The organism is Shewanella subflava (assembly GCF_025971955.1).
GTDB classification, from domain to species: Bacteria; Pseudomonadota; Gammaproteobacteria; order Enterobacterales; family Shewanellaceae; genus Shewanella; species Shewanella subflava.
This window is the reverse complement of the sequence record NZ_JAPDMX010000028.1, coordinates 358,428-376,950: the sequence shown is the minus strand read 5'-3', so window position 1 is coordinate 376,950 and position 18,523 is coordinate 358,428. Positions and strand designations below refer to the sequence as shown.

General features: G+C 41.6%; 17 protein-coding genes. 7 read left to right on the top strand and 10 right to left on the bottom strand.

The features are described from left to right. Positions 1-144: 144 nt before the first annotated feature. The 5 genes from hemH to OHT75_RS13350 form a co-directional block, all read right to left on the bottom strand. Complete coding sequence (gene hemH / locus OHT75_RS13370; protein WP_264727400.1) at positions 145-1,158, bottom strand: ferrochelatase; 1,014 nt, start codon at positions 1,156-1,158, stop codon at positions 145-147. A 265-nt stretch (positions 1,159-1,423) separates the two neighbouring features. Next, positions 1,424-1,987: a glutathione peroxidase gene (locus OHT75_RS13365; RefSeq protein WP_264727771.1), complete on the bottom strand. Its 564-nt coding sequence runs from the start codon at positions 1,985-1,987 to the stop codon at positions 1,424-1,426. 265 nt (positions 1,988-2,252) lie between these two features. Beyond that, positions 2,253-3,374, bottom strand: coding sequence for a hypothetical protein (locus OHT75_RS13360; RefSeq protein WP_264727398.1), 1,122 nt, complete (start codon positions 3,372-3,374; stop codon positions 2,253-2,255). Positions 3,375-3,544: 170 nt separating this feature from the next. Then, the gene (locus OHT75_RS13355; RefSeq protein WP_264727396.1) at positions 3,545-4,657 is read right to left on the bottom strand and encodes a PilT/PilU family type 4a pilus ATPase; all 1,113 of its coding nucleotides are present in this window, start codon (positions 4,655-4,657) and stop codon (positions 3,545-3,547) included. An 11-nt stretch (positions 4,658-4,668) separates the two neighbouring features. After that, entirely contained in the window at positions 4,669-5,706 is a 1,038-nt protein-coding gene (locus OHT75_RS13350) for a type IV pilus twitching motility protein PilT (RefSeq protein WP_264727395.1), read from the bottom strand. Positions 5,707-5,730: 24 nt separating this feature from the next. On the opposite strand from OHT75_RS13350, the gene OHT75_RS13345 reads away from it, so the two are divergent. The 7 genes from OHT75_RS13345 to OHT75_RS13315 all read left to right on the top strand — a co-directional run bounded on the left by OHT75_RS13345 (position 5,731) and on the right by OHT75_RS13315 (position 13,034). Further along, positions 5,731-6,423, top strand: coding sequence for a YggS family pyridoxal phosphate-dependent enzyme (locus OHT75_RS13345; protein ID WP_264727393.1), 693 nt, complete (start codon positions 5,731-5,733; stop codon positions 6,421-6,423). Positions 6,424-6,619: 196 nt separating this feature from the next. Next, on the top strand, positions 6,620-7,438 hold the full coding sequence (proC, locus tag OHT75_RS13340) for a pyrroline-5-carboxylate reductase (RefSeq protein ID WP_264727391.1): 819 nt from the start codon (positions 6,620-6,622) through the stop codon (positions 7,436-7,438). Between the two features lie 149 nt (positions 7,439-7,587). Beyond that, positions 7,588-8,136, top strand: a complete 549-nt coding sequence (locus tag OHT75_RS13335; protein ID WP_264727389.1) for a YggT family protein — start codon at positions 7,588-7,590, stop codon at positions 8,134-8,136. 222 nt (positions 8,137-8,358) lie between these two features. Further along, positions 8,359-8,799 carry a DUF4426 domain-containing protein gene (locus OHT75_RS13330; RefSeq protein ID WP_264727387.1) on the top strand — a complete coding sequence of 147 codons (441 nt, stop codon included), beginning with the start codon at positions 8,359-8,361 and terminating at the stop codon, positions 8,797-8,799. 212 nt (positions 8,800-9,011) lie between these two features. Continuing rightward, a complete protein-coding gene (gene rdgB / locus OHT75_RS13325) occupies positions 9,012-9,629 on the top strand; it encodes an RdgB/HAM1 family non-canonical purine NTP pyrophosphatase (protein ID WP_264727386.1) in 618 nt (205 codons plus the stop codon). Positions 9,630-9,673: 44 nt separating this feature from the next. Next, complete coding sequence (hemW, locus tag OHT75_RS13320) at positions 9,674-10,810, top strand: radical SAM family heme chaperone HemW (protein WP_264727384.1); 1,137 nt, start codon at positions 9,674-9,676, stop codon at positions 10,808-10,810. 376 nt (positions 10,811-11,186) lie between these two features. After that, a complete protein-coding gene (locus OHT75_RS13315) occupies positions 11,187-13,034 on the top strand; it encodes a DUF885 domain-containing protein (RefSeq protein WP_264727382.1) in 1,848 nt (615 codons plus the stop codon). Between the two features lie 688 nt (positions 13,035-13,722). Here OHT75_RS13315 and OHT75_RS13310 read toward each other — a convergent pair. The 5 genes from OHT75_RS13310 to trmB all read right to left on the bottom strand — a co-directional run bounded on the left by OHT75_RS13310 (position 13,723) and on the right by trmB (position 18,513). Further along, positions 13,723-14,664 carry a LysR family transcriptional regulator gene (locus OHT75_RS13310; RefSeq protein ID WP_188841233.1) on the bottom strand — a complete coding sequence of 314 codons (942 nt, stop codon included), beginning with the start codon at positions 14,662-14,664 and terminating at the stop codon, positions 13,723-13,725. 702 nt (positions 14,665-15,366) lie between these two features. Then, the gene (locus OHT75_RS13305) at positions 15,367-16,242 is read right to left on the bottom strand and encodes a YggN family protein (protein WP_264727379.1); all 876 of its coding nucleotides are present in this window, start codon (positions 16,240-16,242) and stop codon (positions 15,367-15,369) included. Between the two features lie 289 nt (positions 16,243-16,531). After that, a complete protein-coding gene (gene glsB / locus OHT75_RS13300) occupies positions 16,532-17,446 on the bottom strand; it encodes a glutaminase B (RefSeq protein WP_264727377.1) in 915 nt (304 codons plus the stop codon). After that, entirely contained in the window at positions 17,447-17,773 is a 327-nt protein-coding gene (locus tag OHT75_RS13295; protein ID WP_264727375.1) for a 50S ribosome-binding protein YggL, read from the bottom strand. It abuts the gene before it with no gap. A gap of 23 nt (positions 17,774-17,796) precedes the next feature. Then, on the bottom strand, positions 17,797-18,513 hold the full coding sequence (gene trmB, locus OHT75_RS13290; RefSeq protein WP_264727373.1) for a tRNA (guanosine(46)-N7)-methyltransferase TrmB: 717 nt from the start codon (positions 18,511-18,513) through the stop codon (positions 17,797-17,799). Between the last annotated feature and the right edge of the window lie 10 nt (positions 18,514-18,523).

The following is an 18,523-nucleotide window of genomic DNA, read 5'->3' as shown; positions in this document are numbered from 1 at the left end:
ACTTATATGCGTTAACCATTGTTATGTTGAGTCTAACAAATTGATATAAATGAAGCGAGATAAGAGCAAGAATCTAGAAACTAGAAACTAGAAACTAGAAACTAGAAACTAGAAACTAGTCTCTAGATTCGTCATTACATCGCTTTATAAATAAGGTTTAACAATATTAGCCATCATTTTTATATGGTCATCGTTGGCGTTTAGGCATTCGATGTATCTGAAGTTTTTGCCACCTGCCCCTTCAAACACATGCCTATTTTCACCTTGAATTTCTTCTAAGGTTTCTAAACAGTCGGCACTGAAGGCGGGGCAAATAACCGCAATGTCATTGATCCCTTTTGCAGGTAATGCCTCAATGGTCGCATCGGTATAAGGTTGTAACCATTTAGCTTTGCCAAAACGCGATTGGAATGTGTTGATGTAATCGTCTTCAGTTAATCCCAGTTTTTCAACCACTAAACGGGTGGTTTTCATACAAAAGCAGTAATACGGATCGCCAAGGTGTAAATTGCGTTCTGGCATGCCGTGATATGACAACACTAACTTTTGCGGCTTACCATTTTTATCAAAATCTTGCTGAATTGAGTTGGCTAATGCACTAATCAAATCGGGGTGATCGTGATAAGTGTTAATAAAGTGCAGTGCTGGCAGATAACGCCATTTGCATAACTCTTTGGCTATTGCATCAAAAGCAGAAGCCGTTGTTGGCGCGGCGTACTGAGGATAAAGCGGCAATACCACTAACTTATCAATACCTTGCTTATGCATATCCTGTAAGGTTGAGGCAACCGATGGCGAACCATAGCGCATTGCAAGATGGACTGACGCATCGATGCCCGATGTCGATAACAACTCAGACAACTTTGATTGCTGTTGTCTGCTAATGGCTAATAACGGTGAGCCTTCATCTGTCCAGATTTCTTTGTAAAGCGCGGCGGATTTGGCCGGACGAACACGTAAAATAATGCCATGGAGTATCATCATCCAAATTAATTTTGGAATTTCTACTACACGCGGATCCGCTAAAAACTCTGCCAAATAGCGCCTAACCGCAGATGCTGTTGGCTCATCTGGTGTGCCTAAGTTAACCAATAAAACGCCTGTTTTACCACGTGCGCTATGACCTGTTGCTTTGTCTAACCCTGAAAATCGCGCCAAAACTCGCTCCTAGTTATTATTGTTTTGTATCGTGTTTTTTAATGTAAAAAGCATATTATTTTTACGTCTGGTTGTCCCAATATCTTGCTAAAAATGCGACTTAACTGGCCAAAATTATCACTACAGGCGAATAAATGGCCTATCAAATACTCTTTTACCTTAAAAACGGCTTTTGCTTAACCTGTAAAATAACAGTAATGAAGGTTTGAATGAGCTGAAAAACCACTTATCCGGTTTTGATAATATGACAATTAAGCTATAGACGTTATAGGCTTAACTGTTTTTCAATCGCATTTTTAAGCTCTTCGCTGTCAGGTTTGACTCGAGAATTAAACTGAGTCACGGTTTCACCGTCACCTGACACTAGGTATTTGTAGAAATTCCATTTTGGCGCGCTTGTTTTGGCGTTTAAATGTTCGAAAACTGAATTAGCATCGCTGCCTCGAACGGGGGAAGTGGCAACCATAGTAAAAGTAACGCCATAATTTAAAAAGCAAACGTCGGCAGTTTTCGCTTCATCTTTTTCTTCTTGAAAAAAGTCATCCGATGGAAAACCAATTACCACTAAGCCTTTATCTTTGTATTCTTGATGCAAAGCTTCAAGCGCTTTAAATTGCGGCGTGAAGCCACAATTGGAAGCGGTGTTGACAATTAACACCGATTTACCTTGGGTAAGTTCGCACAGGTTTACATTTTCTTCAGAGTGTAATTTGCGCGCCTCAACATTTAAGTAATCCGGACAACTTGCCGCTGTCGCCGTGGCGCTGAACAACGCCGCGCCCACAAATAGGCTAGATATTACCCCAGCGCCTTTGATAAATGGTCCCATACCTACGAGATTCACGCTTTTTGCAGTCACAGTCATGATCAATCCTTAGTTTATAGCAGTCGTAATAAATAACTGTTCAGTCTAGCTGGTAAAACCCTCGATAACTGCGTTAAATTTTTAGATTTTAAAATAACTACTTATCATAAAAATCTGTTTTGTTATCGTGTATTTTCCTTTCGCTATTTCTGTTCACTTATTTACTGTGATTGGTATTAAATGATATTTATTCAGCTGTATACGAACACAGACTGCCGTTCGATCACGATTAAAAATACCAGCCAATGTTGATATTGAGTCGAGAATGCCACGCGGTATCGCCATTATCAATGCCAACGCCCTCGCCGCCTGCAAAATACATATTTTTTCCGGCAATCCAATCAACATACGAATAAAACTTGCCCGCGGTGACCGCGCATCCCGTCACGTTTTGTACCGAATCAGCCAGGCCATCGCCTGAGGCAATCACCGTACTGTAGTCGTTGTAACAGGTTAAGTTTGAAATCGGCCCCCAATCAACATCCATCGACTTTGAAATGTTTGCTGTCACCACATCAGCTTGTGCGGCGATGTCAAAGGGATATGAAAATGCGGATAAGGCAATGCGATTGCTATTGTTAAGGTCATAATCATAATGCAAGTATTGCAGTTGAAGTTGCCACTTTTGCCAATCCGCTTGCCAATGCGCCGCGCCTGCAAAGGTATTAATATCATCCGTATTTGCAATAGGATCTCGCCCTGACACATTAGCCACAAAATCTAACTGGCCATATTGAAATGAGCCCCCTATTTTATGGCTAAACTCGCCCTGCTTGAGATCGTATTCGATTCTGGCATTTAACTGGCCAGCTTCTTCATAGGGTGATTGTGCGGTTGTTGCCACATCAAATGAGTAACGGTCAAAACGAGTGCCTTTGCCATATTCATCATTGGCAAAATAGGCTAAATCAACCCGCAAGTTGTCGCGCTGATATTGATAATGAATGCCGGCATCATAATCATCTTCAAAGCCAATGTAGTAAGTTGCCCCAAACCAGAAGGAGTGCGCAGCGTAGGGTAATAGTCCAAATGGTACCTGAGTCACGCCCACTTTGATTGATTGTGCATCATCAAACTGATATCCCATGTAGGCATGGTGAATAACGTCCATGTCTTGATACCAGCGATATTGGGCTGAAGCAAATAAACCATCTTCGCTTTTGTAATTAACATCGGCACGAAAGAGTTCAAACTCTAATTTGGCATTATTATCATAATCTTTCCAAGCGTAATTCACACGAACAGCGCCGCCAATATCGAGTTCGTCGGTCACTTCTACTGCTTGAGTTTGAAAACTACAAAGGGGAATAATCAGTAATGCGGGTAGTGAGGCTTTCTTGAGGAAAGACATGAAAAAATCCTTAGGGTAAACAGAATGGCTTCTCTATCGTTGAACACAATATCCAATTTATCGATACGCACTGATCGTTACAATTAAGACACGAACAAAAGAGTTGATTAACAAGTATAACAAAAAGCCGCAACGATTGTTGCGGCTTGACAAGGTCAATGGCGATCGGGTTAATCTAAATCTAAAGTAACGCCTTCCATGAACCCTGAGCTTGAAGTGTCATTGGTTTTAAGCTTGATCATTAGACGTAAATCGTTCGGCGAGTCAGCATGGTGAAGTGCATCGGCGTAGCTGATTTCGCCGGCTGAATATAACCCCAATAATGCTTGGTCAAATGTTTGCATCCCTTGCTCATTCGACTTTGCCATGGTTTCTTTTAGCAAATGCAGTTCATTTTTAGCAATCAAACTACTGACCCGTGGCGTATTAATTAATACTTCAATTGCCGCTCGTCGCCCTGTGCCATCTGATTTAGCGATAAGCTGCTGCGCCACAATACCGCGTAAATTAAGTGACAAATCGAACAACAACTGGCCATGTTTACTTTCTGGTACCAAGTGCATGATGCGATCGAGTGCTTGGTTAGCGTTGTTAGCATGCAGCGTTGCCATACAGAGGTGGCCCGTTTCAGCAAACGATAACGCAAATTCCATGGTTTCTTGGGTACGAATTTCACCAATCAGAATGACATCTGGCGCCTGACGTAATGAGCTTTTTAATGCTGCATCAAAGGATTCGGTATCAATTCCCACTTCTCGTTGGGTCACAATACTTTGGCGATGGTTATGCACAAACTCGACCGGATCTTCAATGGTAAGAATATGACCGCGGGCATGCTGATTACGATAACCAATTAAGGCGGCAAGTGACGTTGATTTACCCGTACCGGTTCCCCCTACCATAATGATCAAGCCACGTTTACTCATGACCAAATCTTTTAAAATGGGTGGCAGCTTTAAATCATCGACTTCAGGAATGGTGGTTTCAATGCGGCGCATCACGCAACCTGCTGAATCTCGCTGCCAAAAGGCACTCACACGAAAACGTCCTAGACCTGATACGGCATAAGCAAAGTTACATTCGCGAGATTCTCTGAACTCCTTTTTTTGCGCATCTGTCATTAATGTTTCAACAAACTCTAATGACTGCGCCGGGGTTAACTTGGCCTCCGTCAGTGGCCTAAGCTCGCCATCAATTTTGGCACTGGGCGGAAACATCGCAGTAATGAATAAGTCTGAGGCTTTTTTTTCAACCATCGTGGCTAAAAAAGGGCGAACATCCATTTTAATATTCCTTAGAAGTTAGCTTGTTTGTTCGAGCTTTTTTGCATTGCATCTTCACGGGTAATTAATCCGCGGTTAACCAGTGTTTGTAAGCACTGTTCTAGCGTTTGCATACCATGCGCCATGCCCGTTTGAATGGCTGAGTACATTTGTGCAACCTTGTCTTCACGAATAAGGTTTCGAATTGCTGGCGTACCCATCATAATTTCATGGGCGGCAACACGGCCACCGCCAATCTTTTTAATCAAAGTTTGCGAAATAACGGCTTGCAGTGACTCAGATAGCATAGTACGCACCATACTTTTCTCACCGGCTGGAAATACGTCAACAACACGGTCAATGGTTTTAGCGGCTGAGGTGGTGTGCAGGGTACCAAACACTAAGTGGCCCGTTTCTGCTGCTGTCATCGCAAGGCGAATGGTTTCTAGGTCACGCATCTCACCAACAAGAATCACGTCAGGGTCTTCACGCAGTGCACTTCGCAGTGCGGCGTTAAAACTGTGGGTGTGTTTGTGTACTTCACGTTGGTTGACCAAACATTGCTTGTTTTGGTGAACGAATTCAATTGGGTCTTCAATGGTTAAAATATGGTCGTGGCGGTTTTCGTTAATATAATCGACCATTGCTGCCAACGTTGTTGATTTACCTGAACCCGTTGGCCCTGTTACTAGGACTAATCCGCGTGGAAAACTGGATATTTTTTTGAAAATATCAGGTGCGCCCAATTGTTCAAGTGACAAAATATCTGAAGGAATGGTACGAAAAACCGCGCCAGCCCCTCGAGATTGGTTAAATGCGTTAACACGAAAACGTGCTAAATTAGGCACCTCAAACGAGAAGTCAATTTCAAGATGTTCTTCATAATCTTTACGCTGCTTATCGTTCATAATGTCGTACACTAAACTGTGTACGCCAGCATGGTCTAGCGGCGGTAAGTTAATTTTTCTGACTTCACCGTCAACACGGATCATAGGTGAAACACCTGCAGAAAGATGTAGATCTGATGCTTTATGTTTTACACTAAAGGCCAGTAATTCAGTGATTTCCATTATAGAGATGTCCATTTTATCAACATGAATACAACAATAGCAGACAGATTATCAATCGCCCAGAGTAGAATTAATCAAGCGGCGCAAAAATGTTCACGCATGCCTGATGAGATAAAGCTGCTTGCGGTGAGTAAAACCAAACCTATTAGCGATATTATAGAAGCCTATCGCGCAGGGCAGCGTCTTTTTGGCGAAAACTATGTTCAAGAAGGCGAGCAAAAAATTACCACGCTGCGTGCCGAGTACTCTGACATTGAGTGGCACTTTATTGGCCCATTACAGTCAAATAAAACCAAAATTGTTGCGCAGCACTTTGATTGGATGCACACATTAAGTCGTGAAAAAATTGCCCAGCGTTTAAATGATCAACGCCCCGCCCATCAAGCCCCCTTGCAGGTATGTATTCAGGTTAATATTAGCCAAGAAGATACAAAATCCGGTATAGATGCTGAAGACGTGATAGCGCTGGCAACAAAAATTAACCAAATGCCTCAACTGACCTTACGCGGCGTGATGGCAATTCCCACTGCAACTGATGATATCCAGGTGCAACAAGACGAGTTCGGTAAATTGCAACGCATTTATCAACAGTTACAACAACACTTTGATAATATCGACACGCTTTCGATGGGGATGAGTGCTGATTTAGATGTAGCGATAGCAAATGGTTCGACCATGGTTCGAATTGGTAGCGCCATATTTGGTGAAAGGTCATAGGGTATGGATATCACCTCGATGGCAATTTACGGATAAGCGAACACTCACTTATTTGCCCAAATGATTGGATTTACACTTTTTGGCCTTATATCTATCGGTATAATGCAGTTTAGGTACCCACGGGCAGAGCGGATTTTAAGATTCTAGATTCTAGATTCTAGATTCTAGATAATGACAAATTAAATGGATTAATAGCATGACACAAGCAAAAGTATGTTTTATTGGCGCAGGTAATATGACCCGTAGCATCGTCAGTGGGTTAATTAACAATGGTTACCCCACTGAGCTGGTACACGCAACCAATCCAAGCCAAGCCAAACTTGATGCCTTGCATGCCGACTTTGGTATTGTGGTGTCTAATGATAACGTCAAAGCGGCTGAGCAAGCAGATGTGATTGTACTCAGTGTCAAACCACAATTAATGCAGCAAGTATGCGAGCAGATGCAGTCGTTAAATTTATCGAATAAGTTAGTCATTACTATTGCTGCAGGTATTCCTGCTGCGCGTTACAGTGAGTACTTTAACCAATCGATAAACCTTATCCGCACTATGCCTAACACGCCAACACAATTAGGTTTTGGTATGACAGGCCTATATGCCGATAACAATATTAGTGAAGTCCATAAAGCAATTTGCCAACAGTTGATGCAAAGCGGCGGAAAAGTCGTTTGGGTTGAAAAAGAAGAAGAATTAAATCAAGTTATTGCGCTTGCTGGCAGCTCACCTGCCTATTTTTTCTTGTTTATTGAATCAATGATAGAAACAGGTAAAAAGATGGGCATGGATGAAGCCAAAGCCCGTGCTTTAGCCGAGCAGGCCGCATTAGGCGCTGCGCAAATGGTGATTCAAAACCAAGACTTATCTTTGGCAGAGTTACGTAATAATGTAACCTCAAAAGGTGGCACTACTGCACAGGCTATTGAAACATTTGAGCAAGGCGATTTACGGGGTTTAGTTGATAAGGCCATGAATAACTGTGTCGCTCGCGCCGAAGAAATGGCAAAAACATTTTAAACAGAGAAATTAAGTGTGTTATCAGTATGGGATGCTAAAATCAGCCTGATTAATCTTTACTTCATCAGTCACCTTGATTGATTCAACCCAATAAAGCTGAACCACATTAAGTTCAACCCCCTGAACAAGCAAAAGAGAAAGGCATAATCATGAATGCGATGAGTTTTTTAGTTAGCACGGTATTTGATTTATATTTAATGGTAGTCATTCTACGTTTTTGGCTGCAGTTAGTGCGCGCTGACTTTTATAATCCGTTTAGCCAGTTTGTGGTTAAAGCGACCCAACCGATTGTTGCCCCTATGCGCAGAATACTACCGTCAATGGGCAGTATTGATACTGCTTCAGTGTTACTCGCATTTTTAGTCGTACTGGCAAAAATGTTAGTCCTGACGCTTATTGCAGGCGCGGGTATTGATATCGGTATTTTATTGTTGTTCTGCGTGGTTGCTGTGATAAAAAATGCGGGCGTATTATTGTTTTGGATGTTGTTAATCCGTGCAGTACTAAGCTGGTTCAATCAAGGTTATAACCCTGTGGTGATGATTATGACCCAGCTCACTGAGCCTATTCTGGCCCCTATTCGTCGTATTATCCCAGCGATTGGCGGATTAGATTTATCTGTTTTAGTGTTGTTTATCGCGATGAACTTCATCAATATTTTATTCTCTCAGTACATCCCATTCTGGGCGAACATCTAATCTCAAATTCGTTTTAAAGGCAGGCAAATTTAAGCCTGCCTTTTTTACATCTCATGCCGTTGAGAACATAACTAGCACCTAACAACATACTCTAAAAATGCCGTTACATTAATAAGCGTCTTAACACTGACAATTAATCTTCAGCTCATTGATATCAGGTTATACTTATCAATACAGCGCAGCAACAAACCACGCTGAGATGATTTTAAAAGGATAATTAACATGTTACGTAAAATACTTTCACTTACGTTAATGGCAAGCTTTATGCTGTTTACAAGTAGTGCCAATGCTGAACAAAAACAACAAGTTGGCAATTATGATATCCATTACATGGCCCTTGGCAGTACTTTTATTACTCCTGCAATAGCTAAAACCTACGGTATTGAACGTAGCCGTTTTAATGGCATTGTTAATATCGCGGTTTTAGACACAAGTCAGGAAGGAAACCCCGCAGTGGCTGTCGACATTTCAGGTATTGCGAATAACTTATTAGATGCCAGAAAGGATCTAAATTTCAAAGAAATACGTGAAGGTGATGCAATCTACTATATCGCACAGGTGCCCTATCGCGATAATCAGGAAATTAACTTCAACATTGCCATCAAACATGCGAAAAAGCTGAATACCACATTAAAGTTTAAACAAAAATTTTATGTCGACTAGGGCGTGCTAGTTAGTAATGGCTATAAGCTTCGCAAGCAATGGCATTGTTATGGCATTGTTTATGGCATTTCAGCGCAGTTTCATCCTTTGAAAATGCGCACAAACCTTGCCAAATGGCCTGACTGTTAATCCAACAGCTTTAGCTGCCCTTCTTTTACCTCGTGCATCAGGTATAATGCCCGCCTTTATAAATGATGATATAAGGTCGTTTCATGCAAACCTCACTTTTACAGCAAATTGTCTTAGCCAGTGGCAACAAAGGCAAACTGAATGAGTTTGACCAGATGCTGGCTCAGTTTAATATTCAGGTACTTGCACAAAGCCAGTTTGAGGTGCCCGAAGTAGCAGAAACGGGCACCACGTTTGTCGAAAACGCCATCATTAAAGCTCGCCATGCCGCAAGTATTACAGGCAAGCCAGCGATTGCTGATGATTCTGGTATTGAAGTCGATGCGTTAGCCGGTGAGCCAGGAATTTATTCTGCACGATATTCTGGTGCGGGTGCGACCGAGCTAAGTAATTATCAAAAACTGTTAGCCGAAATGACAACAAAGCAAGATCGTGCAGCTCGATTTCAGTGTGTGTTAGTGTATATGCGCCATGCAAAAGACCCGACACCTATTATTTGTCAGGCGGCATGGGAAGGTACCATTGCGCATGCTCCACAGGGTGAGCAAGGTCATGGCTACGACCCTATTTTCATTCCTCAGGGATTTGATAAAACTGCGGCAGAATTAACCAGTGATGAAAAAAATGCCCACAGCCATCGGGGTAAAGCCCTCGAGCTGTTAATTGCGGCCATGAAAGCCAAAGGCATTATTCATGGTTAATCTTGCATCTAAACGCACGCTATTCATTACAAGGTGATTTATCCATGCTGTCATTACCACCACTAAGCTTGTACATCCATATTCCGTGGTGCGTGCAAAAATGCCCTTATTGCGATTTTAACTCCCATGGTCAACATGGCGAGTTACCTCAACAAGCCTATGTTGATGCGTTACTTGCCGACCTGAAAAATGATTTAGCTTACGTCCAACAACGCTCCATACACACTATATTTATTGGCGGTGGTACGCCTTCTTTATTTGATGCCAGCCAAATTGAGCGCTTATTAAAGGGTGTGGAAGCCTTAATTCCTTTTGAAAAGGAGATTGAGATCACCATGGAGGCTAACCCCGGCACACTAGAGCATGATGATTTTGCGGCCTATCGTGCCGCCGGTGTCACTCGCCTTTCAATTGGGGTACAAAGCTTTTCAAAAGAAAAGCTTAATCTTCTTGGGCGTATTCATGATCAAAATGAAGCGAAAACTGCGGCCGAAAAAGCCAAACAAGCGCAATACTTGAGTTTTAACCTCGATCTCATGCACGGTTTACCCAATCAAAGTTTTGATGAAGCAATGCATGACATTGACACTGCCGCAGCGCTTTTACCACCGCACTTATCTTGGTACCAATTGACCATTGAGCCTAATACACTGTTTTACTCTAAGCCACCGCAATTACCAGATGATGAAAACCTCTGGCATATTTATGAGCAAGGTCAAAAAAAGTTAGCCGAGTTAGGTTATGAACAATACGAGATTTCTGCCTATGCCAAACCAGGATTTCAATGCAGACACAATCTAAACTATTGGCAGTTTGGTGATTATTTAGGTATTGGTTGCGGAGCCCATGGCAAAATCACCTTGCCAGATACCGACAACATTATACGTACCGTAAAAATTAAACATCCAAAAGGCTATTTGGCGGCCAGTGACTATACCTTTGAAACAACAGAGGTGATTGCGCAAGACAGACCATTAGAGTATTTAATGAATCGCTTACGCCTAATGACACCGATCCCCAAAACTGAATTTGAATTACGCACAGGGCAAAAAGCGACCGTTGTTAAAGAGGGCATGGAAAAGTCGATTGCCCGTGGCTTAGTTACCGAAACAGATACCCATTGGCAACTTACCCCTAAAGGGCATATGTTTGTCAACGACCTTTTATCTCAGTTTATTTAAATGACGTTTATCATTGCCCCGAAGCCAACTCGGGGCATTCGTCATGCTTGTAAGTATCCCCAACGCAATATCACATGTCGTGGCTTTACAAAAGTGGATAGACTAAACGCCATCATTTCACCCATTAAATATAGCAAGCAGGCGCTGTAACTTTTAACCTCACCTGCGATACTCAGAAAATATTGATTCAACGTTTACTCAAGATCACAGCAAAACGCTGTCATTTAGTAATGTTCATAAAAATTGATATCACCCTATGTATCAGAACCCTTTCATTTTTATTACAACACCGAAACACTTACTAACACTTCCTTTTATACTTTTGCTTAAAGCTTTATTAGGATAGCGGCTTTTAAAATACTATTGGATGCGTGCGATGCTAACAAAAACAAAAGCCACCTTAATTGCTCTAACCCTTTCTAGCTTATTAAGCGGTGCGGTTTATGCTCATTCTACTCAAGTTTTTAGTGCCCAAGAGAGTGTTAAAACCGTTAGCGCAACCCAAACAGCATCAGAAAAAGCCAACGCGCTATTTGATGAATTTTTTATGCAAAGCGTGATGGCTAATCCTGTTAATCAAACCTATTTAGGCATTAAGCAAGACTATGATAAATGGAACGATATTTCAGATGCGGGTTTAGATAGTGATTTAGCCTTAACTAAAGCCCAGCTAGCTAAGTTATTAACCCTAGATGTTAGCCAACTTGATGAGCAAACCACCCTTAGCTATGAACTGTTAAAAGCCAGTTTTGAGCAGCGCATAGCCGATGATAAATGGCGTTATCATACTTATCCGATTAATCAAATGTATGGCCTGCATTCAATGGTGCCATCCTTCATGATTAACCAGCATCAGATCACCGATTTAAGTGATGCTAAGGCTTATATTAGCCGTTTAGTGGGTATTCAGCCTTTACTCAAACAGCTGGAAGTTGAATTAACCGTTCGCGCCAATAAACAGATTATTGCGCCCAAATTTGTATTTCCATACGTTATTTCAGACAGCCAAAATATCATTACTGGTGCCCCATTTGATGACAGCGACAAAGACAGTGCGTTGTGGGCTGACTTTAAGCGCAAAGTGGCTAAATTAGCGATAACTGATAATGAGAAAAGCACCCTATTAGCTGAGGCAAAATCAGCATTAATCGAGCATGTTGAACCCGGTTATCAAAGCCTAATTAGCTATGTCACTGAGTTAGAGACCAAAGCAGACACCCGCGATGGTGCTTGGAAGTTTCCTGATGGCGAAGCTTACTTCAACAATGCCTTAGCCCGCACCACCACGACTGATATGACCTCAGATCAAATCCATGAACTAGGCTTGTCTGAAGTGGCTCGTATCCATGGGGAAATGCGCGACATTATGAAAAAAGTCGGCTTTAAGGGTGATTTACAAGCTTTCTTTGCTTTTATGCGCGATGACAAACAATTTTATTACCCAGATACCCAAGCTGGCCGTGATGCATACATTACTGAAGCCAAAGCCTTAATCGATAACATGGAATCGCGTTTAGACGAAGTCTTTAAAATTAAACCTAAGGCGAAACTGGTGGTGCGTCCGGTTGAAGCCTTCCGAGAGCAATCTGCAGGAAAAGCATTTTATGATCAACCTGCGCCAGATGGTTCACGCCCTGGCACTTACTATGCAAACCTGTATGAAATGAATGCAATGCCCAAATATCAAATGGAAGCACTGGCTTATCATGAAGGTGTACCGGGTCATCACATGCAAATTGCTATCGCACAAGAGTTAGAGGGACTGCCTCAGTTCCGTAAGTTTGGTGGCTACACCGCCTATATTGAAGGCTGGGGATTATATACCGAATACTTCCCTAAGGAGATGGGCTTATATGCCGACCCGTACTCTGACTTTGGCCGTCTTGCTATGGAGCTATGGCGTGCCTGCCGTTTAGTGGTAGACACAGGGATCCACACTAAAAAATGGACCCGTGAACAAGGCATTGCCTATTACGTTAAAAACACACCTAACGCGGAGTCTGATGCGATAAAAATGGTAGAGCGTCATATCGTTATGCCATCTCAAGCAACCGCGTATAAAATTGGTATGATTAAGATTCTTGCGCTGCGTGAAAAGGCTAAAAAGCAGCTGGGTGATAAATTTGATATTCGCGATTTTCATACGCTGATATTAAAAAATGGCCCATTGCCTTTAGACGTGTTAGAAACCAAAGTTAACCAATGGGTTGATTCGGTTAAATAAACGATATTTATACCTATCCCAGTCAAAAGTGATCAAAATATAGTAAAGAAAAGTGCTTGATAACAAGATAGATTTTTATGATAAGTCGTTATCCTACAGTCTAAAAATCGAACACCGTTGTCGAGCATTTTCACATCTGACCCATAGGGATATGGGAAATGTCAGTATAATGTCGACAACATCACTGGCCTTGTGATCGCGACATTCCGTTCATCCTGAACATCCCAGCAGCAGGCAATTAATTAAACTGAAGCTATGTACTTCTATGCCTGAGCAAAGATAGATGGATTACAAAATAGATAGTCGGTAGAAAAAAATAACCCCAGACAAAGTCTGGGGTAAACCAATTAAACTAGGATGATGGTTTCAAAGCTGATACCGTTTAGTTTGCAATTAGATATCAGCCGTGATTCAAAACTTGCTTGTTAGCGGATTTGTACACATCATTGAAAAGGGGTCATTTTTCAATAACATGCTTTGGTCAAATCATCTCGAATCAACTAACACCTATTGTATTCAAATAAGAACGAACTGCAACACAAACAAATTCATACAAACATAAGCCATTGATTACCGACATAACAGCACCCACAGCATAAGCGAAACAAACACATGATTAATAAGAGAAAATAAAAAACCGCATACTAAGATGCGGTTTTATTCACTTTGGCGAACAATGTTTTCAAAATTACTTACGTAATTTATACAAGTGTTCGAATTTAGTATCCCAGTAGGGTGATGTACCAATGTGACCTTTGATGAAATCAATAAAGGCACTGACCTTAGGTGCAAGGTGTTTACGACGAGGATAAACAGCTTGTAATGGCAAGTTATTGGTTAATTGCCAATCGGGTAATAATGGTACCAGTGTGCCATTTTCAATTTCGTCTTCCATTAAGTAACTGGCAAGATAAGCAATCCCTAAACCGCTTACAGCTGCTGACTTTAACGCTGGCGCATTATCAACACGGAAATTTCCTGAAACACCAATCTCACAGTAATCTTCACCTTTTTTGAACTGCCACATACTGTGTTCATGCCATTCTCCCTGATACACCAAACAGTTGTGATCAACCAGTTGTTCTGGGCGTGAAATATTGCCATGTTTAGCGATGTATTTAGGTGATGCCGCTAACAAGAACTGACACTTCATTAGCGGACGAGCAACCATGCCTAATGGCAATTGCTCTGACATGGTTAACAAAAGGTCTAACCCTTCACTCACAACATCGACTTTGTGATCAAGCAAACTTACCTGCAACTCTAACTCTGGGTGTTTAGCCATAAACTCAGGTAGGGCTGGTATGATATGCATGGTACCGAACGATTGTGAAATACCTACCTTCAATACACCACGGGTGGCATCATTTAAATTATGCACACTGGCGACAGCTTGTTCAGCATCACGCAGTAACTCCTCACCTTGCAAATAAAGTAAGTTTCCTGCTTCAGTCAAACTTAAGCTTCGTGTGGTTCGCTGAATAAGTTGAACACCCAGTTTATGTTCTAAATCAGCAACCTGAGTACTCACTTTTGACTTGGATATACCAAGACGTCTAGCCGCAGCACTGAAACTGCCTGCGCGTGCGACATGGGTAAAAATTGCAATAGGTTCTAACAGTTCTAACATGAAAGTCGCCTTAAGCTGTTTACGACATTGAAAACGATTTTCGGCAATTTCTTTACTGACCTTGTCACCTGTGAATGTCATATCACAGGGTAATCAACTGGCTAGTTCTTTATTTTTACTAAAAAACAGCTAGATTAGGCGGTAAAGTTACGCCAATTATCCGAAAAACTAACAAAAATTGAAATAGAGTGCATTTTTCTTATAATTTTTATGAGTATAACAAAAAACTATCCTATTGCTCTATAATTATAATTGTCAATTTTTTTATCAGAACAAACTTGGCATTAAACAAGATGATATGAAGTTTTCATCCGCGCAAAAAGTAAAAGATCCACCTTCTTAAAAAGCTGGCTTTGATATCACGCCCGAAAAGAGAGCTTTCCTACCCTGCGTTAACAAGACGCCGTAAATATATCCCTATAGGCTCTACTAAATCATCCCTGATTTAGAAGCTTGTACCGCACAATTAGCAAAGCTCACCTATCACTTGAGTTAATAAGCTATGTTCAAATGAACTTATATGAGGCAAATACTAATTGATGATAACCCCCTACTGAAATAGGTGGTTTAGGGCTGAAAACAAAAAGCCCCTGCACGATTAAACATGCAGGGGAAAGTCAGGTGACAAGCATAAAACTAACAGTAAAGCGTTTAAAATGTGTCGCTAAACCTCTTTGAAGCGAATAGAACCTACTGGCTAACTTATTCTGCTAAAGGTTTATCTTGTAAAACAGCCAGTGGATAGGGTGCTAATTGCGGGATAGATTTTCTCAGCTGATTTTCTAACACCATTAACTGCTCGAAATCACCACACACTTTATTCGCTCTGGTTTCTAACGCTTGAGATTGTGATTCCATTTGGGTTTCGATGTCTTTACCTACATTTTCCATTTTAGCGGCAAAGGTATTCATTTTTTCTTCAAATGACCCGCCTTCTGCGGACATAATCTGGCTTCCCATGCTCATCATTAAGCTGCCAATTGAATTTGAAATAATATTTTCCATTTCTTGTTCAAACTCTTCATTAAAGGTTTCCTCTAATGAAGCGTCAGTTGAACCAATAAAGAATTTATCGCCATGTTGATATGCCATGGTGTCTACTCGTTTTTCAATACCCGCCATTAATTTATCAATTTGGCTACCCGCAGCATCACCTAACAGCGGCGTTAAAGCCATACTCACGGCTTGTGTCGCTACGCTAACAACCTCACCGACTAAATCAATCACTTCTGGCACTTGGCGAGAAACTTCATCAGAGTATTGTGTCAGTAGTTTTTGCTGGCTAGCGTTCAACTGAACGGCTTTACCCTCAACGAATAACTGCCCTACTTCAACACGGTATTTTTCAGTCCCTTTTTCACTTATCTTTACAGATTTAGGCTCGACGGTTACATCGTAGTTTAAGGTGACATTGCAGTTTTGATCATTCAAAGACATTTTTGCCATTGCAGGCGTTAATGCTCCAGCGGTAAAAATCAATCCCGATAAGGCAATGCCCGTCAGCAATTTTTGCCCTAATAAAGGGGATTGAATTGTGCTGTTTGATTGTGTTGTGGTTACTTTATTGTTGTTAGCCATGAGGTAAATCCTTTTTTAAATCAATATATTTAACTGCCAAAGGTGAAATTTTGCCTTAAAAAACTAGCGCTACACTATTTCCCTCTCAATCTTGACAATGATAAAGCACTTAGCGTGCCAAAATTAAAAATAAACAATAATACAACAACTTAATCGATACCCCGTAATGTAACTTAATATTCATCGACAACAAATTAGCTAAATAAACCACTTATTAAGTAATTTAATCAACTCAATATTTAACGCAATGAATTTAGGAAGGGTTGATGATTAGTAGAGATATAAATAGTTAGAAGATAGAGCGCCCTAATTGCTGGCAAAGGTGCTCTAACATTGCTGTACCCGCTAATGAATTGCCATTAGCATCTAATTCTGGCGACCAAACACACACTGACATATCACCTGGGATCACTGCAATAATACCGCCACCAACACCACTTTTACCCGGCATGCCCACTCGATAAGCAAATTCACCCGCGCCATCATACAAACCAGATGTCGCCAATAACGCATTTAATTGCCGAGTTTGAACTGGCGTGACAAGTTGCTCACCCGTTAAAGTTTTACCTCGGTTTGCCAAATACAGCATCGACTTAGATAAATCGGCACAATTCATTCTTAACGCGCAATAATGAAAATAACTTTTCAGTACGGTTTCAACAACCCCATCAAAATTGCCAAATGATTTCATTAAATAAGCTATCGCAGCATTACGGGCACTAAAAGCAAATTCAGAATCAGCAACCACTTTGTCATAGGCGATAGTGGGATTCATACTGAGTTTACGCACAACCTCTAACATGCGCTGTTTTGGCGCGCCGCTTCTGGCCTGCAGTAAATCTGCTATCACTAACGCACCAGCATTGATAAATGGGTTTCGGGGCTTACCACGCTCTAGCTCAACTTGGACTAATGAATTAAAAGAATGGCCTGAAGGCTCTTTGCCTACACGGCTCCAAATTTCATCTTCACGGTAAAGATTGAGTGCTAAGGTAAGACTAAAAACTTTAGAGATAGATTGAATAGAGAAAGGTTCAAGATAATCACCTGCACCAATTGTTTGCCCGTCAACGGTGGTGACGGCAATGGCAAGCTTAGTGTTATCTACGTTTGCTAATGCGGGAATATAATCGGCAACTTTGCCTTTACCTAAAAGCGGCCTGACACTGTCGACCGCTTGTTGTAGTAATGCTTGGTTTAGCAATTAGCCCCACCAAATATCATATAAAGTAGAGGCTTGCACTTCTTTTACCGGTTTGCCTTGCCAAAAACCAGTGACTGCAGCGATATCTTCATCGGTACATTTGCCAATGTGCTGAGTGGCAATAATGCCTTGCCATTCTTTATGACCACCGCCGTGAAAACCTAATTGGCGAGGTTCAATCACTTCATCGATAAACTGATCCACCAAACTGTCAATGTCTTGCTCCGACACAGACTCTTCAAACGTCCACTGGATGTCAAAACCAAACTCTTGAAACTCATCTACACGTAACTTTTTACGTAAACGACGGCTACGATTTTTTGCCATGATTTGTCTCCTAATAGACGTTATTAATCAATACGTTCGAACATTATATCCCAAACACCATGACCTAATCGATGGCCACGAGCCTCAAATTTTGTCAATGGGCGATGGTCGGGTCTTTCCACCACTGTACCTGTTGCGGATTGGTTTTTATATCCTGGAGCGGCTTGCATAACTTCTAGCATATGCTCGCTGTAGTTTTCCCAATCTGTGGCCATGTGGAATACGCCGCCCACTTTTAGTTTACGGCGAATAAGTTGCACAAATTCAGGCTGAACAATACGGCGCTTGTGGTGACGTTTTTTATGCCAAGGATCAGGAAAAAATAACTGCACACGCGCCAAAGCACCGTCGGCAATACTGTGCTCTAATACTTCCATGGCATCATGGTGATATACACGTAAGTTAGTCACTTGGGCTTCACCGGCATCGGCCAAACACGCCCCCACGCCAGGCTTATGTACTTCAATACCAATGTAGTTTAGCTCAGGAGCGGCTTTCGCCATTTGCACTAAAGATGCCCCCATGCCGAAACCGATTTCTAAAACCGTGTCGGCATCGCGGCCAAATACCTGGGTTAAATCCAAAGCTTCAGGACTGTAATCAAGCCCCATTGTTGACCAATGTGATTCAATAGCTTGTGATTGACCTTTTGTTAAACGGCCTTCACGTAGTACAAAGCTTCTGATTTTACGAAGGTACTTACCTTCTTCATTAAATTCAGCTGTGGTAACGTCGCTCATTTTCGCCTCT